The organism is Caballeronia telluris, assembly GCF_001544495.1.
Taxonomy (GTDB): domain Bacteria; phylum Pseudomonadota; class Gammaproteobacteria; order Burkholderiales; family Burkholderiaceae; genus Caballeronia; species Caballeronia telluris.
This window is the reverse complement of sequence record NZ_FCNZ02000005.1, coordinates 276,017-301,634: the sequence shown is the minus strand read 5'-3', so window position 1 is coordinate 301,634 and position 25,618 is coordinate 276,017. Positions and strand designations below refer to the sequence as shown.

Genomic DNA, 25,618 nt, shown 5'->3' with positions numbered 1-25,618 from the left:
GCGAGACGTGCTAGACGCGCTTCATCTCCATCAGTTGCCCCCATTCATAGTCGACGACATCCGGGCGCATCGGGAATACGCCCGCGCCCGGTGTGAACGTCAGTTCGCCGAAATAGATTTTGTCATCGGGTGCGTACAGATCGACGCGCACATACTCGAAGTCGCGCGCCAGCGACGTGGCGACGCTCAGGAGTTCGTCGAGATTGTGCGGACGCGGAGCGGGCGTCTCGCTGCGCGGATAGTGGCCGATGGCGATCTCGAGGCGGTTCCATTGCGCGTCGTACATGTCGCCGCGCGAATGCTCGCCGAAGCGGTCGGAAATCACCGCGATGTAGATCGTCGGCTTGGCCGAGCCTTCGCGAAAGAAGCAATGCACCTTCATGTCGGCGGGAATGCTGCCGCTGCTGTCGGCGAGCAGTTCTTCGAAGAAGATGCGCGGCTTGATCGTGCGGTAGTGACGTTCGCGCGCGACGCGATAGAAGTCCGTCACGAGCCATTGTCTTGCGAGGCGGTCGAGCTCGGCAAAGGAAGTCTCAGACTTGTCATGAACGATCTTGACGAACCCGCTGCCGTGATTCGCCTTCATCACGAACGTCTTGGGCAGCGCGTTGAACACCTGCTCGTCGAAGTGGTCCGGATCGGCGATCAACGGAATCAGATATTGCTCGCCCACTTTCCGGCGGACGTAGTCTCGAACGGTGAGCTTGTCCGTGAGGTCGACGAAACGCGGGTCCGGATAAAGGCAGCGATGCAGGATCTTTTCGTTAAAGGTTCTCGGCGACTTGACGTTAGGAAAGCGGCCCACCTTTTGACGATGCGAAATGCTCAGAAATACGCTGTCTGGCAGCCACTCCTTGGCTCCATCGATCAGCCTCTTGGAAAGCGACATCGTTCTTCTCCTGTAAGGACGCAATGCTACGTATTCACGCTAAGGCCAGTGAAACGAAGTCAATCACTACTTCCAATGGCATCCCCGTGGGGCACAAGGCCGCGCAGGCAGGTACGGAAGGCAGCGACGGAAAAACGCTCCGGCTTGGCAGCCTGTACCGTCTTGCGAGCTCGTCGAGCGCGGTTCAAGGAACCTCGCATCGTTCGGCAGGCTTTCAAGTTTATAAACCATTATCGACGACCCGAATCGGAGTTGTCGTGCGCTAGGCAACAGACAGAATTACCCGTCGGGCTTTTAGCGGTGTCAGCGTCTAATACTACGGCTAATCCGGGTGTAGTTCGTGGGTTTGTTGCAAAAGAAGTCATGCTCGCGCGTTTGCGTGGCGCGTCGAACGATTCGTTTCGTCCTCTTGATTTGTTTAGCGGGTGTGCGCGGGACCGGCAAAGTAAAGGCGCAATTAGAACTATTGCTCCTTGCGGTTCGATCTCGGATGTCGATATGTACGCCACACCACCAAACTCAGCAGTCTTCGCCCCGACTATAAGTCGGTCCCGTTGGATTTCGTCAACCAACCGTCTATAGCGAGAGAGTTAACGTGAAAGTTGCCATTGTCCACGACTGGCTAGTGGTTTCAGGGGGCGCCGAGAAGGTGTTGGAGAGAATCATAGAGTGTTTTCCGCATGCTGATATCTTTACACTCGTCGATTTTCTGGAAGACCGAACGTGCGTGAAGGATCGGCCTGTCCACACTTCGTTTATCCAGAAGCTGCCGATGGCGCGCAAGCGCTATCGGGGCTATCTTCCTTTAATGCCGCTTGCGATCGAGCAGCTCGACTTATCGGCCTATGATCTCGTGATTTCGAGTTCCTACGCAGTCGCCAAGGGCGTCCTTACAGGACCCGATCAGCTGCACGTGAGCTATGTGCATTCCCCGATACGCTACGCGTGGGACTTGCAGCATCAATACCTCAAGGAATCGGGGCTCGCATCGGGGTTCAAGTCGGCGCTCGCGCGCCTTCTCCTGCATTACATCCGCGGCTGGGATGCACGTTCCGCTAACGGCGTCGATCATCTGATAGCGAATTCGCATTTCATCGCGCGTCGTATCAAGAAGGCGTACCAGCGCGAATCGACCGTCATCTATCCGCCGGTCGACGTGCGCTCATTGCAGGTTCGCACGCAGAAGGACGACTTCTATCTGACCGCGTCGAGAATGGTGCCGTACAAGCGCATCGACCTGATCGTGAAGGCGTTCTCAAAGACGCCGGAGCGGCGTCTCGTCGTGATCGGCGACGGTCCCGACATGAAGAAGATCAAGGCGCAGGCAGGCCCTAACGTCGAGATCATGGGCTACCAGTCGTTCGAGGTGCTCCATGACCACCTGCAGCGCGCTCGCGCCTTTGTGTACGCCGCCGAAGAGGACTTCGGCATCTCGATCATCGAAGCGCAGGCATGCGGCACGCCGGTCGTTACGTTCGGCAAGGGTGGTGCGCTGGAGTCGGTCATCGGTATGCCGAACGAGCGGCCGACGGGCGTTTTCTTCAAGGAGCAGACTGAGGAGTCGCTGTTGATGGCGGTGGAGCGCTTCGAGCGCAACGCGCATCTCTTCGATCCGAAGGTCATTCGCGAGAATGCGGAGCGTTTCTCGACCGAGAAGTTCAAGGCCTCGCTAAGCGCATTCGTCGAAGTGGCGCTCGCCCGCTTTCGCGCAGAGTCGACGATGGCGCCGAGGCTCGCACGCGCCGAAGCAACAGCAAAGGCACGGATCGGCGATGCAGCGATGGTCGAGGAAAGAGAGACCGCGCGGCATCAGTGATCGTGTCGAATCGGTAAACGACGAATGGCCCGGCAATGCCGGGCCATTCGTCTTAGAGCGATGGCAATCAGAAGAAGCGCGTCAGTTCCGCCCCGACAAGCGCACGCAGAGCCGGTGAGTGAATGTCGATCATCATTTCGAACGGGGCGCGATGCCCGTAAGCAAGCATTGCGACGAGCGCGAATCCGGCGATGGCACCCATCGGATAGCGCGGCCGGGCGTCGCTTCTCGCGTAGGCACGCAGGAACAGAAGCGCCACAGTCGCTCCTACGATCCAGCCTGAAATGACTTCCGCGAGCGAATGCGAATGATCCACGACGCGGGCCGCCGCGGTGACCGCGCCGATGGCAAGCCCCGCTGCGATGCCGAGTCCCTTGCCGAGTTCGAGCCGGTCGCTAAGCAGCGCGAGTACGACGGTCAGGATTGCAGTGGCGAGCATCGTGTGGCCGCTCACCATGCGAAATCCGATCGGCTCGATCTCGGCGCCCCAGCCGGCGTGAATGATCTTGGTCGCGCCGACGAAGCACATGCCGACGCCAAGTGTGAGAATCCAGCGCAATGCGAGTTGCCAGCGCGAGGTCGCGATCCATACGGCGAGCGCGAGTGCGATGGGGAGGGTAAAGCCGGCGTCGCCGACATTCGCGAGGATATGCGTCATAGTTCTCCACTGGATGAGGCGGTGCTTAGGAATCGCGCCGGCTGCCTGGCGACGTAGCCGGCGCGTTTCCGCCGCCTACATCGGCTCGACGCTGCGCCGCCCGATGGCCTCGTACACGAAGCCCAGTTCCGCCATGTTTTCCGGTTCGTACAGGTTACGTCCGTCGAAGATCAACGGGTGTTTCATCTTCGAGTGAAGCGTGCCGATGTCGGGGCTCTTGAACGCCTTCCATTCGGTGACGATCACAAGCGCATCGGCGTTCGTCACGGCGTCGTACTGCTGTGAGCAAAAATGGAGCCGCTGCCGCTGCGCCGGCTCATTCTCCAGATCGAGCGCGAAAACGCGTTCCGCTTCGTCTGACGATACCGGGTCGTACGCCCGGATCGTCGCCCCGCGCGCGAGCAACGCCGTGATGAGCGCGCGGCTCGGCGCTTCGCGCATGTCATCGGTATTCGGCTTGAAAGCGAGCCCCCACACCGCAAGCGTCTTGCCCGTCAGATCTTCACCGAGCCGCGCGCAGACCTTCCGGACCAGGACGCTCTTCTGCGCGTCGTTCACCGATTCGACCGCGTCGAGTATGCGAAGGTTCTGTCCGCGTTCCTGCGCTGTGCGGATCAGCGCACGTACGTCCTTCGGGAAGCACGAACCGCCGTAGCCGCAGCCGGCATAGAGAAAGTGATAGCCGATGCGCGGATCGGACCCGATGCCGCGTCGCACCGCTTCGATGTCCGCGCCCACCATGTCGGCGAGATTCGCCATTTCGTTCATGAACGAGATGCGCGTCGCGAGCATGGCATTGGCCGCGTACTTGGTGAATTCGGCGGAGCGCACGTCCATGTACATCGTGCGCTCGTGATTGCGGTTGAACGGCGCGTAAAGGCGCGTGAGTATCGCGCGGGCGCGTTCGCCCGCGGCGTCTTCCGCGCAGCCGATCACGATCCGGTCCGGCCGCATGAAGTCGTCGACCGCCGCGCCCTCCTTCAGGAACTCGGGATTCGACACGACGGAAAAGCCGTGCTTCACGCCGCGTCGATCGAGTTCTTCCTGCACAGCGGTTCGCACGCGATCGGCGGTGCCGACGGGAACAGTCGACTTGTCGACGATCACCTTGAAGCCTTCCGCGTACTTACCGATCTGCTTCGCGGCGCTGAGGACGTACTGAAGGTCAGCGGAGCCGTCTTCGTCGGGCGGCGTGCCGACGCAGATGAACTGCACGTCGCCGTGCTCCACGGCTTTCGCGATGCTGGTCGAAAAGCGGATGCGGCCCGCTGCGACGTTGCGCTGGATGAGTTCCTTGAGCCCCGGCTCGTGAATCGGCACGCCGCCTTGATTGAGGATGTCGATTTTCTTGACATCCACGTCGAGGCACAGGACGCTGTTGCCGATTTCCGCCAGACAGGCTCCCGTTACCAAGCCTACGTAACCCGTGCCAACTACCGTAATTTTCATTGTGTCTCGCCTGTCGAGAAGTTGAAGGATGCTTGTCGAAGCCACCGTTCGACACGACCGCCGCCACGGCGCCGCGCGTAAGCGGGCTGGCCGGGCAAGTCGTCTCGAATGTTGGAAGCCTTCGGGATTCTTCGATCGAAGGTCGAATGGCGCCGGGCGGTGCAACCGCCGGCGGCTGCCATCGAAGCTGCGCATGCTGAACGCGATGCGTGAGGCGCGGTCTGGCGTCCTCGACAGCATCCTAACGTGGCGTAATGTTCGCTATGTGGGGCAGGCAACCAAACGGGAGAAGTCCGCGTTGGTCAAGGCCATCGCGGCAGACTATGTGGTCCAGGCCGCTTGCGTCTGTCGGAGTGGCGCGTCGAGCTACATCATCACGAGCCCGTATCGCATGCCGAGCATCACCGCTTCGGTACGGTTGTTCGCGCCGAGCTTGCCGAAGATCGACGAAAGATGGAACTTCACCGTGTTCTCGGAGATGACGAGGAGCCGCGCGATGTCCTTGTTGCCGAGCCCTTCGGCAAGCATCGCCAACACTTCCATTTCACGCGCGCTCAGTGCTTCGGGCGGCATGGGCGCGCCGTCATGACGCTGCGGCTTGCGTGCGTCGAGCAGCCGCGCGAGCGTCTCGCGCGACAGCACGCACAACCCTGCAGCCGTCGCTTCGATGGCCGCGGCGATGTCGGCCCTTGAGGCGTTGCGTGAAAGCAGTGCGATTGCGTCGTTAAGATCGAGGTCCGGAAGCGCGTCGCTGTCGGGGTCGCCGGTGAGGAACACGAAGGCGTCGATGCCGAGCGTCGCCGTCGAAAAGTCGGCTGGCTCCGCTTCCATGTCGATCACGAGCACGTCAACCGTCGCACCGTCGAGACGCCCGGCCAGTGTCGCTAGGTCACTCGCGCTCGCAACGAGACGGAAGGCTTCATGCGATGCAACGAGCGCCTCGATTCCCGCGCGCACCTCCGCCGACAGGGCGATCACCGCGACGCGGATCGGCCCTGCTCGGGCGTTGCGTGCAAGCGGTTCATCGGACATGCGACGTGTCCTTGGCGCTCACGCTCAGCGGCAACCGTTGCGCTGCGGCCGCTCGCCGAGCGTGATCGTGCATTCGACGCGTTCGCCGCCCCGGATCAGCGCAACCTTCATCGGCTGCCCGATGGCTGCCGAGGCGAGTGCTGCATGCAGTTCGTCGAAGCCGCCGCATGGGTCGCCCGCTATTTCGACCAGCACGTCGCCGATGAGAACGCGGGCCCGTTCCGCCGGACCATCCGGCGCGAGCGAGTTCACGAGCAAGCCCCGGTTCGACGCGAGTTGCATCTTCGTGACCCACGATTCGGACAGGCTCACGGGCTGCGTTCCCACGCCGAGATAGGGGCGCGCGACGCGTCCGCGCGTCAGCAGTTCTTCGGTGACGCGGTCGATCGTTGCGCGCGGAATCAGCATGCCGACGCCTCGGGCGAGCGCCGATGTACAGATGCCGACGACTTCCCCGCGCATGTCCGCGAGCGCCGCGCCCGAGAATCCCGGATGCAGGCCGCCGTCGAGTCGCACGAACGCGTCGAGCTGACCGCCGCGCCACGTTCGCCATGGGCCGCCGACGCTGCCGATCACGCCCGAATCGGCATGGCTTGCCGCATCGTCGCCGCGCGCGACGGCGAGCACGAAGTGACCTGCTTTGAGCGACCGCGCGTCGCCGACGGCGGGCGGCGTCAGGTCGATGTTGGCAAGTCGCAGCACGGCGATATCGGTGCCTGCATCGCGTCCGGCGAGCGTTGCGCCGACTGTGCGTCCATCGTGGAGCGTGACTTCGATACCTTCGTCGCGCCGCAGCGTATGCGCCGCCGTCACGACGACGCCTTGACGCCAGACCACGCCGCTCGACGGGATGCGCCTGCGCCCATGCACCGCGACCACGCCTCGACCGACTTGCTCGACGATCTGCGCGAGGCTTTCTGAAAACTGCACCAACGGACTTGCATTGGACGATGTGCTTTGCATGTGAATCTCCTGCCGGTTTGCTGCCGCTCTTTAGCGGAGCGCGTGGAGCGCCTGCGCATCGCGCTTCGCACGCGATGCGTATCGAATGGATTCAGCATGACAGAAGGGCCTGACACGCGCACCACCCGAAAGGGTGGCGCGGCAACGGCGCGTTCGCGTCTTGCGACATTCTTCTGCATTTCACCGCTGGCGTCCGTGTAGACTGCGCACCGCATCGACTGTCGCCTGAGACTTTCCACCGTATCGATCATGTCCATTCCAGCCGTCTCCATCATTACACCGACCGCGAACCGCGAAGCGTTCCTGCCTGCAATAGCTCAATGCGTGATGCGCCAGACCGTCGACTGGGAATGGCTCGTGCACGATGACAGCGCGCAGCCGAGCGCGTTCATGCAGGCGTTGTCGGCGCGCGACCCGCGTGTGCGCTATTTCCATAACGAAGGCGAACGCCTGTCGATTGGCGCAAAGCGCAATTTCCTGATCGATGCGGCGCGCGCGGAAGTCATCGCCCATTTCGATGACGACGACCACTACGCGTCGCACTATCTCGCGCGCATGATGGGCTTGCTTGCGGAACACGATGCCGAACTCGTCAAGCTATCGGAGTTCTACATGTACGCGCCGCAGACAGGCTTCTTCGGCTACATGGACCTGAACGCGAAGACGGGCACGCACTACATGCTGGGCGGCGCCACGGTCGAGCAAGTCGAGTTTCACGAGAAGTTGCAGATCGGCGCGGACTTCATCCTGTTCTACGGATTCTCTTACGTGTACCGCCGACGCCTGATGAAGCTGTCGTCATTCGACGACCTCGATCTCTGCGACGACGAATCGTTCATCAAGAAAGTGGTGGCGGCGGGCTGCACGACGATTGCCGTAGACGATCGCGATGGATCGTGCCTGCACGTCATTCATCCGGCGTCGACGTCACGCTGCTTTTCGCGGTACATGATCCCCGCCTTCATGATGCCAAGGATATTTACGCAGTACGAAGGTTTTCCGGACGTCGCATAGGCCGTCGCACGGCGTCAAAGCAGCGCGCTCGACACCGCTGCCTGCGCATGCAGTGCGGTGGTATCGAAGACGGGGATCGGAACGTCCTCCTGCGAAATCAGCAAGGTGATTTCGGTGCAGCCGAGGATCACGCCATCCACGCCTTCGGCGCGCAGTCCGTCGATGATACGACGGTACGCTTCGCGCGATTCGTCGCGCACGATGCCATGACACAGCTCGTCATAGATGATGCGATGCACGAGCGCGCGCTCGGCCGCTCCGGGCACGACGACTTCGATGCCGTGCCGCTCCTGCATCCGGCCGCGATAGAAATCCTGCTCCATCGTGAACGCGGTGCCGAGCAATCCGACGCGACTCACGCCCGCATCGCGCAGCGCGTGCGCAGTCGGATCGACGATATGCAGGAGGGGAATGTCCAGCGCGGCCTCAAGCACGGGCGCCACGCGATGCATCGTGTTCGTGCACAGCAAAACGAAATCCGCGCCCGCGGCCTGCACCTGCAACGCGGCCGATTTCATGCGCTCGCCGAGTTCGTCCCAGCGCGCTTCGTGCTGCAACGCCTTGATTTCCTCGAAGCTCACCGTGACCATCACGCTTTGCGCGTTGCAATGTCCGCCGCGCCGCGCTTTCATCTCCTGATTGACGATGCGGTAATACTCGGCCGACGATTCCCAACTCATCCCGCCAATCAACCCGATTGTTTTCATGTCGATGTCCGTTGCGTGCACCGGACGCACTATAGCAACCGGTCGTGCAGTCGAGCATGGACAGTTGATCGGCGCGCGACCGGGACACCTCCCGCCCATTCGTGCCATCATGCATCCTGCTGGTTCAGGAGACGACCCATGAACGCATCGGCTGCGGTATTCGCCATCCTCGTCGCGTTGTTGCTTGGCGCGATGATTCCCGGTCCGAGCTTCGTGCTCGTGGCGCGCAACGCGATCAGCCTGTCGCGGCGCGACGGCCTTGCCACCGCGCTCGGCATGGGCGTGGGCGGTATCTTCTTCGGCGGCATCGCGCTCGCCGGGCTTTATACGCTGCTACTCGCCGTCGAGTGGCTGTACATCGCGCTGAAGATTGCCGGCGGCCTGTATCTTCTCTATATCGCCTCGAAGATCTGGCGCGGCGCATCGCAGCCGCTTTCGGTCGATGAAGGCGCGAGTGCCGATGCACGCAACGCACGCAAGTCGTTCTGGGTCGGGCTCACCACGCAACTCAGCAACCCCAAGACCGCGATCTGGTACGGCAGCATCTTCGCGGCGCTGCTTCCGCAGCATCCGCCGCTCTGGTGCTATATCGCGTTGCCGCCGCTCGTGTTCTGTATCGAAGCGGGGTGGTACACGATCGTTGCGCTGGGGTTTTCGAGCCGTCATCCGCGTGAGCTCTATCTTCGCGCGAGGCGATGGGTCGATCGCGTCGCCGCCTGCGCCATCGCGGCGCTCGGACTTCGGCTGATTTTCACTGCTGGAAAGACCGGCATCTAGGCGCGCGATGCCCCCGGCAATTGCCGCCCGACTTTCTTGCGCGCAGCGGGCGTCAAGACGCCGAGAAAGAACAGATCCAGCGCCTTTTCGAGCGCCGCGTGCGGCGTGAGGCCCGTGCGTGCGAGCATCGCCGTGTCGTGCACGCCTTTGGCGACCTGCAACCAATATTCGGCGAGATAGGTCACGTCGATATCGGCGCGAATCATGCCCTGTTCGACGCCTAGGCGCATCACGCGGCCGAACACCGTCGGAATATTGCGTTCCTTGATGGCCTGGATTTCGTCGAAGAGATGCGGCGCGTAGCGATTCAGGTCCTGCAGGAAGTCCGGCGACATCACGCCCACGTGATCCGCGACAACGCGCAGCAGTGCTTCGAGCTTCTCGGGAAAGCCGCCGGGGCCATCGAGTATGGCCGTCACCTGGCGACGGATCGAGACGCCCGTCGCGGCGATGATCGCGGCGACCATCGCGTCCTTCGACGAGAAGTGCACGTAGAGCGTCTTCTTGCTCATGCCGAGCGCGAGTGCGAGGCGGTCCATCGTGAGCCCGCTGTAATGCTCGCGCAGCAGGATCTCGCGTGCGGCCGCGAGAATGGTGCCGGACGGCCCGTCGTCGAAGTCGACCGGGGGAAAGGCAGATTGCGCAGCGATTTCGTGTGCTCCTGTCGAAGCGGTCGACCGGTCCGATGGCTCGTTCTCGCGCGGCATCTAGCGCTCCTGTGCGAGCGCTTCGGCCTGCGTTGCGCCGCCGAGGGATTGAAAGAGTGCAGCCGTATCGGCGAAGCGGTCCGCTTGCGCGCGCGTGCGATCGAGCGCTGTCTGCAAGGTCTGGCGCTCTGCATCGAGCAGGCTGAACTGACTAACGCCGCCAGCTGCGTACTGCGCATGAGCGATATCGAAGCTCGCTTGCGCCTCGCGTGCGGCATCCTCGCGCGACTGCATTTCTCGTGCGTCGTTTTGCAAGGCGGTGAGCGTATCCGCGACCTGCTGGAGTGCCTGCAAGACCGTCTGTTGGTAGGTCGCAAGCGCGGCGTCGTATGCCGCCTGCGCCGAGCGTTTCTTCGCACGCAACTCGCCTCCGTGGAAGAGCGGTTGCGTGATATTCAATCCGATGTTCCAGACGTTCAGGCCACTCACCACGTCCTGAATGCTGGTTCGCTGCGAACCGATGCCTGCCGAGAGCGAAAACTGCGGATAGAGATTGGCCGTCGCCACGCCGACATTCGCGCTCGCCTGATGCAGCAACGCTTCCGACGCGCGGATGTCGGGCCGTTCGCGCGCGAGCGTGGAGGGCAACGTGAGCGGCACATCGGCGGGCAGTTGAAACGAGTCGAGCGTGAGCGCGTCGAAGCCTGCTTTCGACGGCGGCCGCCCGACGAGAATCGCCAGTTGATGATCGGCCTGGGCGAGTTGCGTTTCGAGCGGCGGCAGCGACGCGCGCGTTTGTGCGAGCAGCGTGCGTTGGCTGCGCACGTCGAGTTGGGAGACGCCGCCTGCCGCATGGCGCGCGTCGACGATCGCAAGCTGCTCTGCCTGTGCATCCGCGAGACGCCGGGTCAGCGAGACCTGCTCGCGAAGCGATGCGCGCCGCACGGCGGACGCCACCACGTTCCCCGCGATCGAGAGCCGCGCCGCTTCGAGTTCGAAGCGTTCGTAGTCGACCTGTGCCATCGTCGCTTCGAGTGCGCGACGATTGCCGCCAAAGATGTCGAACGTATACGACACGCTGACTGACGCGTTGAACAGCGAGAACGGTCCCGGGTTAGCCACGTTCGGAATGCCGAAGGAAGCAAGATCGACCTGCTGGCGTGTGGCCGACATCGTGGCGTCGACGGAAGGAAACGCGGTGGCGCCCGCTTGCGCGTTGTAGTTCTCGCGTGCCTCGATCAGCCGGGCGCGCGCCTGATCGAGCGTCGGGCTTTGCCGCAGTGCTTCGTCGACGAGACGATCCACCGCATCCGAGCGGAACCGCTTCCACCACATCGGCGTCGCGGTGTCGATGGCTGGGAAGGTTTGCGCCGCGCTGGCGGGCGCGTCGCGGGTATAGCGCTCGGTATCGGGTGGCGCGGGCGTCTGAAAGTCTGGACCGACCGCGCAACCGGACAACGCCATTAAGGACACGAGAGCGAGGTGCTTCATGGCAGTGTTTCCTAGTCGAGCGTGCGACGGTAGAAGCGCAATGCGATGCCCATCACGATCAGCGTGAAGATCATCATCGGCCATACCGAAGGCCAGAGGTCCATCCAGCCGTTTCCCTTGAGCAGGATGCCGCGTATCAGACGGTTGAAGTACGTGAGCGGCAGCAGGTTGCCGATCATCTGTGCCCACTTCGGCATGCCGGCAAAGGGAAACATGAAGCCCGAGAGCAGGATGTTCGGAAGAAAGTAGAAGATGGTGAGTTGCACCGCTTGCAACTGGTTCTGAGCGAGCGAGGACAGCGTGATGCCCACCGTCAGGTTCGCCGCGATGAAGAGCAACGCGGCGAGATAGATGGCGACTAGGCTCCCGACGAACGGAACGTGAAAGACGAAGTACGTCGCCGCGAGGATGATCGTCGCCTGAACGAGGCCGATGATCACGTAAGGCACGATCTTGCCGGTCATCACTTCGATCGGCAGGACGGGCGTCGCAAGGAGGTTCTCCATCGTGCCCCGCTCGCGTTCGCGCGTGATCGCGAGGCCGGTCATCATGACGAGCGTCATCGTCAGGATCACGCCCATCAGGCCCGGCACCACGTTGTATTGCGTGATGCCTTCGGGGTTGTAGAGGCTGTGGATCTGCACGCCGAAGGCCGCCGGGCTGCCGTTCAGATGCGCGAGCGCCCCCGTGATGTCCTTGTCGGCGACGGGCTGCACGAGGCTCGGTAGCGCGGCAACGGCGGTGTTCGTCGCGGTAGGGTCGGTGGCATCCGCTTCCACGAGCAGCGACGGGCGCTTGCCTCGCAAGAGATCGCGCGAGAAGCCGACCGGTATGTTCAGCACGAACTGCACGCGGCCTTGCGCGAGTGCGCGCCGGCCGGCTTCCTCGTCGGGCAGCGTGCCGACGAAGTCGAAATAGGCCGAGTTCTTCATCGCCGCGATGAAGCTGCGGGAGAACGCACTCTCGTCGCCGACGATGACGGCGGTCGGCAAGTGCTTCGGATCGGTATTGATGGCGAACCCGAAGAGCGCGAGCTGGATGATCGGCAAGCCGACGATCATCCCGAATGTGACGCGGTCGCGCCGCAATTGCAGGAATTCTTTAAGCACGATGCTCCACCAGCGCGTGAGCGAGAAGACCATGCGCGTGCTCAAGATGGCGCTCCGAAGTTGTCCTGCGAGTGGCTCATCAGATAGATGAATACGTCTTCCAGACCGGTATTGATTTCTTCGATAGTGAGCGGCGAGCCTTCGGTCGCGTTTCTTATCGCGCGTTCGAGCGCTGCGTGATCGCGGCCGCTTGCATGCAGCGCCGAGCCGAACACGACGGTCTGATCGACGCCGGGCGCCGAGCGCAATTGCTCGGAGAGCTTGCTCAACTGTTCGCCGTGGATCGCCCACGTGCGAAGGTCTTGCGCTTCGATCACTTCTCTTGCCGTGCCCTTCGCAAGCAGCTTGCCGTAGGCGATATACGCGAGCTTGTGACAGCGCTCCGCTTCGTCCATGTAGTGCGTGCTGACGAGCACGGATATGCCGCGCGCCGCGAGCCGGTGCAGTTCTTCCCAGAAGTCGCGCCGGGCGGTGGGATCGACGCCAGCGGTCGGTTCGTCGAGCAGCAGCAGTTTCGGTTCGTGCAGCATGCAGGCGGCGAGCGCGAGCCGCTGCTTCCATCCGCCCGAGAGCGAGCCGGTGAGCTGGTTCGCGCGGCTTTGCAGACCGAGACCTTCGAGCGAGCGGTCGACCGCCTCGCGCCGGTTTCGCATTTGGTAGATACGCGCGACGAAGTCGAGGTTCTCGCGGATAGTCAGGTCTTCCCAATAGGAAAAGCGCTGCGTCATGTAACCCACGTTGCGCTTGATTTGCGCACTCTCGCTGCGGATGTCGTAGCCAAGACAGGTGCCGGTGCCCGAATCCGGCGTGAGCAGGCCGCACATCAGGCGGATCGACGTCGTCTTGCCGCTGCCGTTGGGTCCGAGAAAGCCGAAGATTTCGCCGCGCGCGACTTGCAGCGAGACGTCGTTGACGACGTGCTTGTCTCCGAAGCGCTTGTTGAGGTTTTGGACGTCGATGACGTTGTCGGTGACGGGTGCGGTCATTGCAGTGTCACCGTGACGGGCTGGCCGGGATGCAGCTTGCCTGCATCGGCGACCGAAGGATGCGCCTCGACCATGAAGACGAGTTTCGAACGGCTCTCGTTGCTGTAGATGACGGGCGGCGTGTATTCCGCCTTGTTCGACACATAGGTGACCTTGACGGGGACATCCGCCGCGCAGCCGTCGCAATGCACGGTCATCGCGCGGCCGGCCGCGATATTCCCCACGATGCCCTCGGCCACGAAGAGGCGAACCTTCACGTTCTGCGGCGGCAGCATCTGTACGACGGGGCTGCCTGCCTGCACCCATTCGCCGGCACGATAGAGCGTGTCGTAGACCAGGCCATCAGCGGGCGCCACGACGCGCTTCTGGTCCAGCTTCCACTGTGTCTGCGCGAGGGATGCCTGGGCTGCGGCCACCTGCGCCCTTTGCGCGGCGATCTGTTGCGAGCGGCCGGGCAGGCGCGCCACTTCGACCTGGTTCGTCAGCTCGCGCACCTGCGCCGCGGTCGCATCGGCGTTGGCGCGTGAATCGTCGAGCTGCGCCTTCGGGATGCCGCCCGCGCGGAATTGAGCTTCGTCGCGCGTGAGTTGCAAGGCGGCTTTGCGCGCATTGGCCTGCGCCTGCGCCAGTTGTGCGCGGTTCACATTGACTTCGGGCACGCGCTTGCCCGTCTCGATGTCGGCGAGTTGCGCGCGCGCCGTGGCGAGTTGCTGTTGTGCTCCTTCCAATGCAGCGGTTTCATCGACCGCTTCGAGCGTGAACAAGGGCGCATTGGAACGCACGGTTTGGCCGCGCGCGACGGACAGTTGCGTAAGCGAACCCGACTGCGATGAAGCGAGATACACGAATTCGCCTTCGACATAGCCCTGGTAGACATTCCGATCGTCACGCGAGCAAGCCGATAGCAGGACGAGCGCGCAAAGCAATCCAAAATGGATGCCGTTGATCGGCTGCCTGATGCAGCGCCGAGTCAGCTTCGCGCGGGCAGGAGCGAGGTTCATGGAGTCAGCTTCCGTATCGGGTTCGTGGTACGTCTGAAAAGGTAATCAGCTATCCGAAATAGGTGGCGCGCTTGTTTCATGGAAGAAGACAAGAGCTTAGGCCAACAGTCGCGCGGCGAGTTACTCGCAGCCTTCCTGCATCCATCCCGATGGAAACTATTATCGACGTTCTAGTTTCCAAGGTCAATCGCGCATCGCCAACCACCTATTTCGCAAGTGGAATTCGCGACTTAATTAAAAGCTGCGAAGCCGCTTAAGGTTCAGCCCTTTTGAGCGACGTCCTCCCGGGGAAGCAGCAAATAGGCGCTGGCCGAACTCGCGATGGCGAGGGTAGCGGCAATGAGCAGCACTAAGCGATATCCCGATACGAACGACTCGTCGATCGCACGGGCCACGGCCGGATTTCCGCTATGAATGCCTGCTAGTAAGGCGCGCTGCATATACACGGCGTTGCGCATATCGGCGCTCAGAGCAAGCGCTTCGAGTTTTTCTTGCAGCATGCTGTCGAAGCGAACGGACAGCAAGACCCCGAAAACGGCAATCGCGAGCAATCCGGCAATCCGCGAGACGGCATTGTTCACGCCGGACGCCACGCCCGCATCGTTCAATTGAACTGCGTTCATGACCGTGGTCGTCAGTGGGGCGACGCAGGTCGCCATGCCGAGACCGAGCACGAACATGGGCGGAAAGATCGTGCTCCAGTATGAAGCGCCGGCGCGGGTCGATGCGGACGCTGCGAGCCACGCGAACCCTGCTGCGACGATGAGCGGCCCGACGACGAGTGGAAGCCGGGCGCCGTGGCTTGCGATCAGGCCGCCGGACCAGCGGGACAGCGCAAAGATAAGAAGAATGAGCGGCAACAGCGCCGCGCCCGCTTCGGTCGCGGTGTAGCCTTCGACCTGAATCAAGTCGAGCGGCAGGAAGTACAGCGTGCCGCCGAAAGCCGCGTAAAGAAACAGCGTGATGAGGTTCGCGCCGGCGAACGTGCGCGACCGAAAGAGCGCGAGCGGCATCATCGGCGCTGTCGAGCGCGCCTCGACAACCACGAAAAGGATGAGCGCGACGACGCCGCATGCCGCAGTCGTCGCGATGACGGTCCCGCCGCGAGCGGCTTCGATGAGCGCGAACGTCACGCATCCAAGACCGGCGCACGCGAGCAAGGCGCCCGGCCAGTCGAGGGTTTGCGGCATCGAGTCGTTGCGGCTTTCCGGAACGCCGGACAGCGTGATCCAGACGACGACGGCGGCCAGCGGCAAATTGATGAAGAAGACCGCGCGCCACGAAAGCTGTTCGATCATCCAGCCGCCCGCCACTGGGCCGAACGCCGCCATGATCGCGGTGAATGCGGACCACGTACCTATCGCGCGGCCGCGCCTTTCCGCCGGAAACGAAGCGCTGATAAGCGACAGGCTGCCGGGCACGAGCAGTGCCGCGCCGATGCCCTGCATGGCGCGCGCCGTGATGAGCGTGTAGACCGTTTCGGCCAGACCGCACCATGCCGACGCGGCCGCGAAGATCACCACGCCTGCCGCGAAAATCTTGCGTCGGCCATAGAGATCGCCGAGCGATCCGCCGAGAAGCAGGAGCGACGCCAGCGTCAGCGCATACGCTTCGACGACCCACTGGAGCTGGCTAGCCGTCGCGTGAAGGCTTGCTTGCAGCGCTGCCAGCGCGACGTTCACGACGGTTCCGTCGATGAACGCCATGCTCGATCCAAGGATCGCCGCGAGCAGGACGCCGGTTGTAGCAGTCGAGCGGATCATAGGCCTCAAGATTGCTTAGACTGATTCAGGAAGTCGATTGGCAGACGCTGCATATAGAAACGATCTTGGGTATTGCCCGCATAGCACACGCACGTTCGATTTTTCGACATGCAGACGTTTTGTTCACCGCGCGATCTTAGTCATGCAGCTAAACCCGTAGGCCCATTCGCTGCTGTGCTGCCCCGGGTGTTCGGCGTATCGTATGCTCTACGGGCGAGAGCCTTCGTTGCAGCCGCTTAAAACAGTCTTAGAGAGCGTTGCCATGGCCGAAGACAGCCAACCGACAAACGACGACCCCGCGCAGGGTACCGAGGATCCTGCGCCCGCCCGGTTCCTTCCGGCTTTCGTCTGGCGTGCGTCGCGCGATGGCCGCATCGTCTATGCGAATCCATGGGCCTGCCTTTATCTCGGCGTGCCCTATGACAAGGTGCTCGGGCAGCACTGGAACGTCTTTGTTTACCCGGACGATATCGGCTTTGTCATCGACGCGGTTCGTCAGATGACGGGCCGCACGCTGCTGCGCAACGTCGACGTAAGGCTGATGCGCGCGGACGGCGTGTTCCGCTGGCATACGCTGCATCTCCAGGCGACGCGCGACGAGCTGGGTGGAATCGCCGATACGGTGGGCGTGGCGATCGACATCCACGAATGCAAGCACGCGTGGGAATTGTATGAAGCAAGCGAGCGGCGCCTTCAGGCCGCATTTCAGGGTGCCTGCATGGGCGCCTGGGAATGGGACATGAAAACGCGCGTCGTGCGCATGACCGCGCAACTCGCGAAAATCTACGATTTTCCCGAAGGCACCGACGCCGTGATGCTCGCCGAATTGACGGAGCGCGTGGCGCCGGCGTATCGCGAACCCTATCAACGCAAGCTCGATGCGGTCCTGCAGCATCATGCGCCGTTCGAACTCGATTTTCTGTTGGACGAGCGGATCGCGCCGCAGCGGTGGCTTCGCATGCGCGGACATCCCGAGTACGACCACGAGGGATTCCTCGTGCGCGTGTACGGCGTCACGTTCGACATCAGCGATCATCGCATCCATGAAGAGCGGCTGAGTCTCAGCGAGCGGCGCTATCGCGCGCTGGTCGAATCGACCGGAGCGATGGTGTGGTCGGCGACGCCGGATGGCAGCGTGCGGCCAGCGGGCGGTTCATGGGACGATTTCGCGGGCGTCGATCCTTCGTGCATCGCGGGCTGGGGCTGGATGGAACTAGTCCATCCGGAAGATCGCGAGATGGCGCGCGAGAGTTGGCAGAACGCGTTGCGCCAGAAGACCACGCAGTCGCTTACGTTCCGTTTGCGGCGCAAGGATGGCGTGTATCGGATCGTCGAGGCGCGCGCCGCACCGCTTTGCGATCAGAACGGCAATCTTCAGGAATGGTTCGGCACGACGACCGATGTCACTGCGCAGTACGAGGCCAAAGCGGCGATCGAAGCGCGCTCGCTGAGGCTCAGGGTGGCGATGCAGGCCGCCAAGCTCAGTATCGCGACGCTCGATCTGTCCGATTGGGTGCTCTCCATCGAAGATGGCGGCGACCGGCGCAAGACCGAACGCGTTCCTTACGTCGCGGCGCTGCAACGCGTGCACGAAGAAGACCGGGCCGCGCTCGACCGCTATATCCGGCGCCTCGCGAACGGCGAGAAGCCAAGCGCGAACTTCGAATTCCGCCTGAACAATTCCCAGCCCGAGCGGTGGATAGAAGGCAGCGCGCTGCTGCAACTCAGCGCCGCCGGCAAGCCGATGCGCGTCATCAGTTCCGTCATCGACATCACCGAGCGCAAGCGCCTCGAACTGATCCTGCGCGAGTCGAGCCGTCGCAAGGACGAGTTTCTTGCGATGCTCGCGCACGAATTGCGTAATCCGCTCGCGCCCTTGCGAACGGTCATCGCGCTGATGCAAAAGGACGTGCCGCTGGGTGAGCGCGAACAGGACCTCGTCGGCCTGATGCAGCGGCAGGTCGAGCACATGACGCATATCGTCGACGACCTGCTGGAAGTGTCGCGTATCACGCAGGGTCGCATTGCGCTCAAGCGAGAGCCGATTCTGGTGTGCACCGCCGTGTATCACGCGGTCGAGGCCGTGGCCGGCATGGCGCAGGCGCGCATGCAGCACATGCATGTCGAAGTGCCCGACGCGACCAACTGGGTGTTCGGCGACGTCACGCGGGTCTCGCAGATTCTCGTGAACATCCTCAACAACGCCATCAAGTACACGCCGGAAGGCGGCAGCATCAGCGTCACCGCGCATGCTGACGACGCGTGGGTGTCGATCGTGATCGGCGATACGGGATCGGGCATTTCGCCCGATCTGCTGCCGAAGATTTTCGATCTCTTCTCGCAGGGCGAGCGCACGCTCGACCGTTCGGAAGGCGGCCTCGGTATCGGCCTTTCACTCGTCAAGAAGCTCGTCGAAATGCACGACGGACGAATTTCCGTGCAAAGTCCGGGGCCCGGTCGTGGCACGACGGTCATCGTCGACCTGCCGCGGCTGCATCATCAGGAACGTCACTCGGGTGCGACGCTTTCCGCGCTCGATGAGCAACCGGAAGCGGCCGTGCGCCGTATTCTGATCGTCGACGACAATCGCGATGCCGCCGATTCCCTCGCGATGCTCTGCGAAACCGAGAACCACGTCACTCGGGTGGCGTATTCGCCGGCAGAGGCGCTCGACGTCGGGCAGGAATTCAAGCCGGATGTCGCGTTGCTCGACATCGGCCTTCCCGGCATGGATGGCTACGAACTGGCGAGGCGTCTGCGCAAGAAGGGCGAGACGACGCCGCTTCTGATTGCGATCACGGGCTACGGACAAGCAGAGGACCGCATGCGCGCTCAGGCGGCGGGCTTTGACCTGCACTTCGTCAAACCGGTGAACGTGGAGAGCCTGTTGAAAGCGCTGTCGTCGCGCGCCGCATGAGTCGGGCTGGGGCCGACGGCGCCGCCGGTAGCATTTTCCTCGGCTGTTTTTAAGCTGGCGGCAATTAGTCCCACAAAAACCTTTATCGCCGAAGCCGCATTGATCTAAAGATTTCACGGCAGTGAAACGTTTGCCGTGCATATCCCGAATCGCGCGCCGAAGGCATACTGCTTCCTCATAACTAAAAGCATCGAGAGAAGGAAATGACCGGGGAAGCAAGGAAACTCTATTACGTGGGACTCGGGTTGAGTCCCGATCTGCATGCGCGCCTGAAGGACCGGCAATGGGACGTCGAACTCGTCGACCCCGGCAAGCGCGGCCAGGCAATGCGGCGCATCACCGGTGTCAGCGCTGGCATCCTGGATCTCTCCGACTGCCAGTTTCCGCGCGACTGGGCGGTCATGGAAGCCTTGCTCGCCGCTCCGTCGATCGGCTGGATCGCGATCGGCCACCCTGAACAAATCATGGAAGCCGGCGCGCGCAGAGTGATACGCGACTTCTGCTTCGACTATGTGACGCTGCCGACGGCGAATGAACGTATCGTCGATGCCGTCGGCCACGCCCACGGCATGTTGACCTTGCAGGAGGCGGAGGAGAGCAGCGCCCCGGCCCGCGCCGAGGACGAGATGATCGGTTCGTGCGACGCGATGCTCGCGCTGTTCCGCTCGATCCGCAAGGTCGCGATGACCGATGCGTCCGTGTTCATTTCCGGCGAATCGGGCACCGGAAAGGAACTTACTGCGGCGGCGATTCACAAGCGTTCGGTGCGTCGCAACGAGCCGTTCGTCGCGATCAATTGCGGCGCGATTCCGGCGCACCTGCTGCAATCCGAACTCTTCGGCTACGAGCGCGGCGCGTTCACCGGGGCGAACCAGCGCAAGATCGGGCGCGTCGAAGCGGCCAACGGTGGCACGCTCTTCCTCGACGAAATCGGCGATCTGCCGCTCGAAAGCCAGGCGAGTCTTTTGCGCTTCCTGCAAGAGCGCAAGGTGGAACGTCTCGGCGGCCACGGCTCAACGCCTGTGGACGTGCGCATCATCTCGGCGACCCACGTCGACATGCAGACGGCGATGATTGAAGGGCGCTTCCGCGCCGACTTGTACCACCGTCTTTGCGTGTTGCAGATCGACGAGCCGCCGCTGCGCTCGCGCGGCAAGGATATCGAGCTGCTCGCGAAGCACATGTTCGACCGCTTCAAGAAAGACGCCAACCGGCGTCTGCGCGGCTTCTCGCCGTGCGCTATTGCCGCGCTTCACAACTACGGATGGCCCGGGAACGTGCGCGAACTGATCAACCGAGTGCGGCGCGCGATCGTGATGTCGGAAGGGCGGCAGATTACCGCGCGCGACCTCGAACTGGGCGAATACGTCGAAGTCGCGCCGGTGTCGCTCGCGCAGGCGCGCGAAGCGGCCGAGCGGCAGGCGATCGAACTGGCGCTTTTGCGTCATCGTGGACGCCTCGGCGACGCGGCCCACGAACTCGGAATTTCACGCGTGACGCTGTATCGCCTGCTCACGTCGCATGGTTTGCGATCTGCGACGCTTGGCGTCGGAACGTCCGAGACGCAGTGCGCGCGCCCTGCTGCGTGACCTGCTTTCCTGCTAGCCATGACCTCGGAGCCTCAGGGTTATAGCCTGAGGCTTTTCCAGACAGTTAGACAAACGTTTGCGCGCGACCTCGCGTCTTAAGCATTGCTTAGGCGAGCGATCGGGTTTCGGGCGCCCGCGATTGCGGCTCGTCGCGCTGGATGCCCACGTGTTTGTCTAAAGTTAAGCGTCCGTTCAAAAGCATCATTCAACGTGCGGAGACGCACTCATGTCCGCCAGATCCTTGTTGCACAATGCGCCGTATGTAATCGGTTTCGCATTGGCACGGAAATCCTGGCTCCTTCGTCGATGCGCTAGCGAAAGAAGAAATCGTAGAGAGAATGCGTGGCTTGAACGGGGCAGGACTTGAAAGTGGCTTATCGACAAAACGATAAGGCATCCGAAAGGAATGCGGGGGTTGTTTCGCTTGCGCTGCAAACGACGGAGCGCGGGGCGATTACGAATGCGCAAGTGGCGATGTACCACACGGCGAGAAAATATCATGACAAGCTTCATCGCCCGATCGCGGGCTCCGCTGCGCCTGGGACTGGCGGGCGGCGGGACGGACGTGCCGCCTTACTCGGACCAGTTCGGCGGCCTTGCGCTCAACGTGACCATCGAAAAGTTCGCTTACGCGTCCATTGCCCCGCGTGACGACGCGCGAATAGAACTAGTCGCGGCCGACACCGACATATCCTGGCGCGGTCCTGTCGCGCCCGAACTGGCGACGCGTCCGGGCCTCGCATTGCACGTCGGCGTCTACAACCGCATCGTCAGGGACTTCAATGGCGGACATCCGCTTGCAGTCACCATCACGACGTGTTCCGAGGCGCCGCCGGGGTCGGGGCTCGGGTCCTCGTCCACTATCGTCGTCGCGCTCGTTCAGGCGTTCTGCGAACTGCTGTCGCTGCCGCTCGGCGAATACGACATCGCCCATCTCGCTCACGATATCGAACGCGTCGACCTCTGCCTTGCAGGCGGGAAGCAGGATCAGTACGCAGCGACTTTTGGCGGGCTGAACTTCATGGAGTTCTACGGCGACCGTGTGATCGTCAATCCGCTTCGCATCAAACAGGAAACCAAGGCGGAAATGGAGGCGTCGCTGGTGCTTTACTTCACCGGCGTCTCGCGCGAATCGGCGAACATCATCAAGGAACAAAGCGCCAACGTCGCCAATGGCGAGAGCGATCCGCTTGCCGCACTGCACGAAGTCAAGACCGAAGCGGTTCGCATGAAGGAAGCCGTGTTGCGCGGCGACTTTCACGCGTTCGCGCGTTCCATGGCCGACGCCTGGGAATCCAAGAAGCGCATGGCCCGAAACATCTCGAATCCCATGATCGACGAACTCTATAGAGTCGCGATCAATGCGGGGGCTAAAGCCGGGAAGGTATCGGGCGCGGGTGGCGGCGGCTTCATGATGTTCTTTGTCGATCCTATAGATCGGCCACGGGTCATGCGCACGCTAAGCGCCAGCAGCCAGCTCAATGGTCACGTGCTCAATTGCACGTTCACCGATATCGGCGCCCAATCGTGGAGAAAAAAGCTATGACGATGACTGTCCTGGGGGAGATCGACAAGACACTTTCGGTCTTGCAGGCGCTTCGGGCCGATAGCGGTCTGATCGAACGCGTGCAGCAGGTTGCGGAGCGCATCACCGTGGCGTTTCGCGCGGGCAACAAGGTTCTGCTTGCAGGAAACGGGGGAAGCGCAGCCGATGCGCAGCACATTGCGGGCGAATTCGTGAGCCGCTTTTGCTTCGACCGACCCGGACTGCCCGCGTTTGCGCTGACGGTCGACACGTCGGTCTTGACGGCCATCGGCAACGACTACGGCTATGAACGGCTCTTCGAGCGCCAGATACAGGCATCGGGCCGAGCAGGCGACGTGTTCTGGGGATATTCGACCTCGGGCCGCTCGCCCAACATCATTCGCGCGTTCGAAGCGGCTCGATCGGCGGGCATGTTCACGGTGGGCTTTACAGGCAACGGTGCCGGCGCCGCGCAAATGCGCGAACTCACGGACGTCTGTATCGACATTCCGTCGCCGTCGACGCCGCGAATCCAGGAAGCGCATCTGCTGTGCGGTCATATCATATGCGGCATCGTCGAAGAGAAGATCTTCGGATGAGCGACGTCCTGCCATGCCTCATTCTCGCGGGCGGGCTCGGTACGCGCTTGCGTCCGGTCCTCGGCGACGAGATGCCGAAGGCGTTGGCGTCGATTGGCGGGCGGCCGTTCCTGTCGTGGATGCTGCATCGGCTCGTGCAGCAAGGCGCGCCTGAGATCGTGCTCGCGATCGGACACGGCCAGCGACACATCAGGGACTTTGTCGCGTCGTCCCGTGACGGCATCGAAGTGTCGTTTGTCGAGGAGCATGAGCCGTTGGGCACCGGCGGCGCGATCGTGCACGCACTGCGCGCTCACGGTGCGCCCGACATGATCGTGATGAACGGCGATACGATTTCCAACCTCGATCTGCGCGGTCTGTCGGCCTTCCATCGGTCGACCAAGGCGGACCTGGTGATCGCGGCGACGACCGTGCCGGACGGTTCCCGCTACGGCACGCTTGCCTTCGATGCGCAGACCAGGCGCCTTCGCGCATTCCATGAAAAGCGTGAAGGACATGGCTTCATCAACGCCGGAACGTACACGCTAAGGGCAGCAAGTGTTCTAGCGTGCGAATTGCCCAAGCGATTTTCGTTCGAGCAGGATTTCCTGGCTAAACGGGTTGCTGCAATGGATATGCGGGTCTTTCCCGATGTGACGGAGTTCATCGACATCGGCATTCCGCAAGACTACGCGCGCGCGCAGACCGTCATTCCCCAAATGCTAGAGGCTTACGGTCGTGAAGCGTAAGGCGTTATTCCTCGATCGGGACGGCGTGATGAATGTCGACTTCGGCTATGTCCACCAGCCCGAGCGATGCGTGTTCATCGCAGGCATCTTCGATCTCGTTTGTCTGGCAAATGAAACTGGTTATGCGGTGATCGTGGTGACGAATCAGGCTGGCATCGGCCGTGGCTATTACTCGGAAGCGCAGTTCGCGTCTTTCATGCAGTGGATGAGCGATCGCTTTGTCAAAGAAGGCGCGACCATCGACAGGGTCTACCACTGTCCGCATCATCCAGACGCGGCGTTGGGCGCATACCGGAAATCCTGTTTGTGCAGAAAGCCCTCGCCAGGAATGTTCGACGCAGCGCGGCAAGATCTCGATCTGGATATGCCGGCTTCGATCCTGATCGGTGACAAACGATCGGATATGGAAGCGGGACGGCGTGCGGGAGTCGGCCATTGCTTTTTGTTCGGTTCAAAAGAGAAAAGTGAGGTGCCGAATGGCGCGCTGGCAATCGATGCCTTGCTGGAAGTTACCCCATTGTTGAAGGCTAAACCAGCCATTATTCAAGCTTGATGGGTGGCGAGATCACGTTTTGCATGAACGGCTTGCCGACCGCCTTGAGAAAGTAAGAATTGGAAGATCGCTCTGTAAGCGGGATCGACGTGACGGAAGGCGCGTAGCGTCCAACGAGTCTGAACGATGCAGGAGCCGCCTGCTCATAGAGCTCAAGATGATCGACGTTCTCCGGATGGCTAAGCGATACGGCCAGCGTTTGACCCGCGCGGCGCGCATCGATCTTCACGCAACTCGCGATACCCGTTTCGAGCGCGCTGCCCTCCTCATAGTCGTTCCAGGTAACGAGCTGAAGGAAGGGGATTTGCTGATGCGCGCTGTAGTGCTCGTTGAGAATGCGGAAGCCTTCGAGCCACGTCTTGCCGCAGTCTTGTGCAAGTACGTGCGGAGATGCGGCGGCCCACGGCGCCATCGAATCGTCGAAGCCCTTCCACACACCGCCGACCGCGATCTTCGTGGGCTGGCTCGTTGCGGTGTTGTAGAAGATGTCGAGGCCGGTGAGGCTGGCGGGATCGTCTTTCGCGCGTGCTTTGGATTGCGCCTCTACCCAGACGAAAGCGCCTTTGCTTGCGGGAAGATTAAGGCCATGTGCATGAATGTGGACCCAGAGAACGTCGGGACGCGCTGCCTGTATGCGAGCCCAATCCGCTTTGCCAACCGCTTCCATGCCGAATTCGAAGACGACCGGCCGGCCGTCATGACGCAGGTATTGGCGCGAAGGAAAATACTCGCGCGCCATGTAGTCGAGCTGGTGAAGAATGGTCTGGTTCAGGTCGCAGCCTTTGCAAGCGTTGAACTTGAACGTGCCGCTGTCCACCATCAGCGCAAAGCTCATCTTGGGGTTCGCGGCAAGCGCGGGCATCGACGCCTTCCAGGCGGTATCGACGAAATGCCCCTCGCCGTACCAGTCGACGATCACGCCGTCGACGCCGCGCGATGCCATATCGTCGAAGGTGCGCTGCGCCTGGCGCGGATCGTCGGAGCGATAGCCCACGTCGAGGCCGCGTGGGTTCGGCCCCCACCAGGGCAAGTAGTGCGCGAGTACCTTGGTCGTGCTTCCGGGGTAAAGCAACGTATGAACATCGACTTTGGACACGGATGTCGTGCCCGCCAGATTGCCGTTCGACGAGCCCTTGAAAAGCGGGCTTGCGGAAGTGTTGGGCGCATTGAGCGTCGAGACGAATTCGGCAGCGCCCGCATCGACTGTCAAGGCGGAAATCGAAAGCAGTACGGCAAGCGCAATGGGCTTAAGCATGTCTAAAAGAAGAGCCGATCAATTCAATGATGAGAGGATACGGTCTCTGAGTCCTTTAACCATGTTGGCTTGCCAACAGAATGCCGTTAAGCACTGTGGTCTCATGTTATGACATGTTTAATTCCCATCAGGCATCGCCGCTCAAGCCAG

The 25,618-nt window shown here is 62.1% G+C and carries 22 protein-coding genes; 9 read left to right on the top strand and 13 right to left on the bottom strand.

What is annotated here, in order from left to right; genetic code table 11:
• Window positions 1-10: 10 nt before the first annotated feature.
• Window positions 11-889, bottom strand: coding sequence for an ATP-grasp fold amidoligase family protein (locus AWB66_RS09270; protein WP_087629981.1), 879 nt, complete (start codon window positions 887-889; stop codon window positions 11-13).
• Window positions 890-1,484: 595 nt separating this feature from the next.
• On the opposite strand from AWB66_RS09270, the gene AWB66_RS09265 reads away from it, so the two are divergent.
• Window positions 1,485-2,705: a glycosyltransferase family 4 protein gene (locus AWB66_RS09265; RefSeq protein WP_087629980.1), complete on the top strand. Its 1,221-nt coding sequence runs from the start codon at window positions 1,485-1,487 to the stop codon at window positions 2,703-2,705.
• 67 nt (window positions 2,706-2,772) lie between these two features.
• Here AWB66_RS09265 and AWB66_RS09260 read toward each other — a convergent pair whose 3' ends face one another.
• The 4 genes from AWB66_RS09260 to AWB66_RS09245 all read right to left on the bottom strand — a co-directional run bounded on the left by AWB66_RS09260 (window position 2,773) and on the right by AWB66_RS09245 (window position 6,807).
• Window positions 2,773-3,363, bottom strand: coding sequence for a phosphatase PAP2 family protein (locus tag AWB66_RS09260; RefSeq protein WP_087629979.1), 591 nt, complete (start codon window positions 3,361-3,363; stop codon window positions 2,773-2,775).
• A 75-nt stretch (window positions 3,364-3,438) separates the two neighbouring features.
• Complete coding sequence (locus tag AWB66_RS09255; protein WP_087629978.1) at window positions 3,439-4,812, bottom strand: UDP-glucose dehydrogenase family protein; 1,374 nt, start codon at window positions 4,810-4,812, stop codon at window positions 3,439-3,441.
• A 366-nt stretch (window positions 4,813-5,178) separates the two neighbouring features.
• Window positions 5,179-5,844 carry a response regulator transcription factor gene (locus AWB66_RS09250; RefSeq protein WP_087629977.1) on the bottom strand — a complete coding sequence of 222 codons (666 nt, stop codon included), beginning with the start codon at window positions 5,842-5,844 and terminating at the stop codon, window positions 5,179-5,181.
• 24 nt (window positions 5,845-5,868) lie between these two features.
• Window positions 5,869-6,807 (bottom strand): S1C family serine protease, encoded by a 939-nt coding sequence (locus AWB66_RS09245; protein ID WP_087629976.1) that lies wholly within the window; start codon window positions 6,805-6,807, stop codon window positions 5,869-5,871.
• 249 nt (window positions 6,808-7,056) lie between these two features.
• Here AWB66_RS09245 and AWB66_RS09240 point away from each other — a divergent pair, with 249 nt between their 5' ends.
• The gene (locus tag AWB66_RS09240) at window positions 7,057-7,821 is read left to right on the top strand and encodes a glycosyltransferase family 2 protein (RefSeq protein WP_087629975.1); all 765 of its coding nucleotides are present in this window, start codon (window positions 7,057-7,059) and stop codon (window positions 7,819-7,821) included.
• Between the two features lie 14 nt (window positions 7,822-7,835).
• Here the strand turns inward: AWB66_RS09240 and AWB66_RS09235 are convergent, their stop codons facing one another.
• Window positions 7,836-8,528, bottom strand: coding sequence for an aspartate/glutamate racemase family protein (locus AWB66_RS09235; protein ID WP_087630022.1), 693 nt, complete (start codon window positions 8,526-8,528; stop codon window positions 7,836-7,838).
• A 138-nt stretch (window positions 8,529-8,666) separates the two neighbouring features.
• On the opposite strand from AWB66_RS09235, the gene AWB66_RS09230 reads away from it, so the two are divergent.
• The gene (locus AWB66_RS09230) at window positions 8,667-9,305 is read left to right on the top strand and encodes a LysE family translocator (RefSeq protein ID WP_087629974.1); all 639 of its coding nucleotides are present in this window, start codon (window positions 8,667-8,669) and stop codon (window positions 9,303-9,305) included.
• Here the strand turns inward: AWB66_RS09230 and AWB66_RS09225 are convergent.
• The 6 genes from AWB66_RS09225 to AWB66_RS09200 all read right to left on the bottom strand — a co-directional run bounded on the left by AWB66_RS09225 (window position 9,302) and on the right by AWB66_RS09200 (window position 16,302).
• Complete coding sequence (locus AWB66_RS09225) at window positions 9,302-10,012, bottom strand: TetR/AcrR family transcriptional regulator (RefSeq protein ID WP_087629973.1); 711 nt, start codon at window positions 10,010-10,012, stop codon at window positions 9,302-9,304. The two genes, AWB66_RS09230 and AWB66_RS09225, sit on opposite strands and share 4 nt — an antisense overlap.
• On the bottom strand, window positions 10,013-11,443 hold the full coding sequence (locus tag AWB66_RS09220; protein ID WP_087629972.1) for an efflux transporter outer membrane subunit: 1,431 nt from the start codon (window positions 11,441-11,443) through the stop codon (window positions 10,013-10,015).
• Window positions 11,444-11,454: 11 nt separating this feature from the next.
• Window positions 11,455-12,585, bottom strand: a complete 1,131-nt coding sequence (locus AWB66_RS09215; protein WP_087629971.1) for an ABC transporter permease — start codon at window positions 12,583-12,585, stop codon at window positions 11,455-11,457.
• A gap of 8 nt (window positions 12,586-12,593) precedes the next feature.
• Window positions 12,594-13,538, bottom strand: coding sequence for an ABC transporter ATP-binding protein (locus AWB66_RS09210; protein WP_087629970.1), 945 nt, complete (start codon window positions 13,536-13,538; stop codon window positions 12,594-12,596).
• Window positions 13,535-14,539, bottom strand: a complete 1,005-nt coding sequence (locus AWB66_RS09205; RefSeq protein ID WP_087629969.1) for an HlyD family secretion protein — start codon at window positions 14,537-14,539, stop codon at window positions 13,535-13,537. The genes AWB66_RS09210 and AWB66_RS09205 overlap by 4 nt, the downstream gene beginning before the upstream one ends.
• 260 nt (window positions 14,540-14,799) lie before the next feature.
• A complete protein-coding gene (locus tag AWB66_RS09200; RefSeq protein ID WP_087629968.1) occupies window positions 14,800-16,302 on the bottom strand; it encodes an MFS transporter in 1,503 nt (500 codons plus the stop codon).
• Between the two features lie 262 nt (window positions 16,303-16,564).
• Between AWB66_RS09200 and AWB66_RS09195 the strand changes: the two genes are divergently transcribed.
• The 6 genes from AWB66_RS09195 (at window position 16,565) to AWB66_RS09170 (ending at window position 24,213) form a co-directional block, all read left to right on the top strand.
• Complete coding sequence (locus tag AWB66_RS09195; RefSeq protein WP_087629967.1) at window positions 16,565-19,219, top strand: PAS domain-containing hybrid sensor histidine kinase/response regulator; 2,655 nt, start codon at window positions 16,565-16,567, stop codon at window positions 19,217-19,219.
• 203 nt (window positions 19,220-19,422) lie between these two features.
• A complete protein-coding gene (locus AWB66_RS09190; protein WP_087629966.1) occupies window positions 19,423-20,808 on the top strand; it encodes a sigma-54 dependent transcriptional regulator in 1,386 nt (461 codons plus the stop codon).
• A gap of 499 nt (window positions 20,809-21,307) precedes the next feature.
• Window positions 21,308-22,354 (top strand): GHMP family kinase ATP-binding protein, encoded by a 1,047-nt coding sequence (locus AWB66_RS09185; RefSeq protein ID WP_087629965.1) that lies wholly within the window; start codon window positions 21,308-21,310, stop codon window positions 22,352-22,354.
• A complete protein-coding gene (locus AWB66_RS09180; protein WP_087629964.1) occupies window positions 22,351-22,932 on the top strand; it encodes a D-sedoheptulose-7-phosphate isomerase in 582 nt (193 codons plus the stop codon). Before AWB66_RS09185 ends, AWB66_RS09180 begins: the two co-directional genes overlap by 4 nt.
• Entirely contained in the window at window positions 22,899-23,660 is a 762-nt protein-coding gene (locus AWB66_RS09175; protein WP_327354081.1) for a nucleotidyltransferase family protein, read from the top strand. Before AWB66_RS09180 ends, AWB66_RS09175 begins: the two co-directional genes overlap by 34 nt.
• Complete coding sequence (locus AWB66_RS09170) at window positions 23,650-24,213, top strand: D-glycero-alpha-D-manno-heptose-1,7-bisphosphate 7-phosphatase (protein ID WP_087629962.1); 564 nt, start codon at window positions 23,650-23,652, stop codon at window positions 24,211-24,213. Before AWB66_RS09175 ends, AWB66_RS09170 begins: the two co-directional genes overlap by 11 nt.
• On the opposite strand, the gene AWB66_RS09165 is transcribed toward AWB66_RS09170, so the two are convergent.
• Window positions 24,200-25,468 (bottom strand): glycoside hydrolase family 71/99 protein, encoded by a 1,269-nt coding sequence (locus AWB66_RS09165; RefSeq protein WP_087629961.1) that lies wholly within the window; start codon window positions 25,466-25,468, stop codon window positions 24,200-24,202. The genes AWB66_RS09170 and AWB66_RS09165 overlap by 14 nt on opposite strands.
• Between the last annotated feature and the right edge of the window lie 150 nt (window positions 25,469-25,618).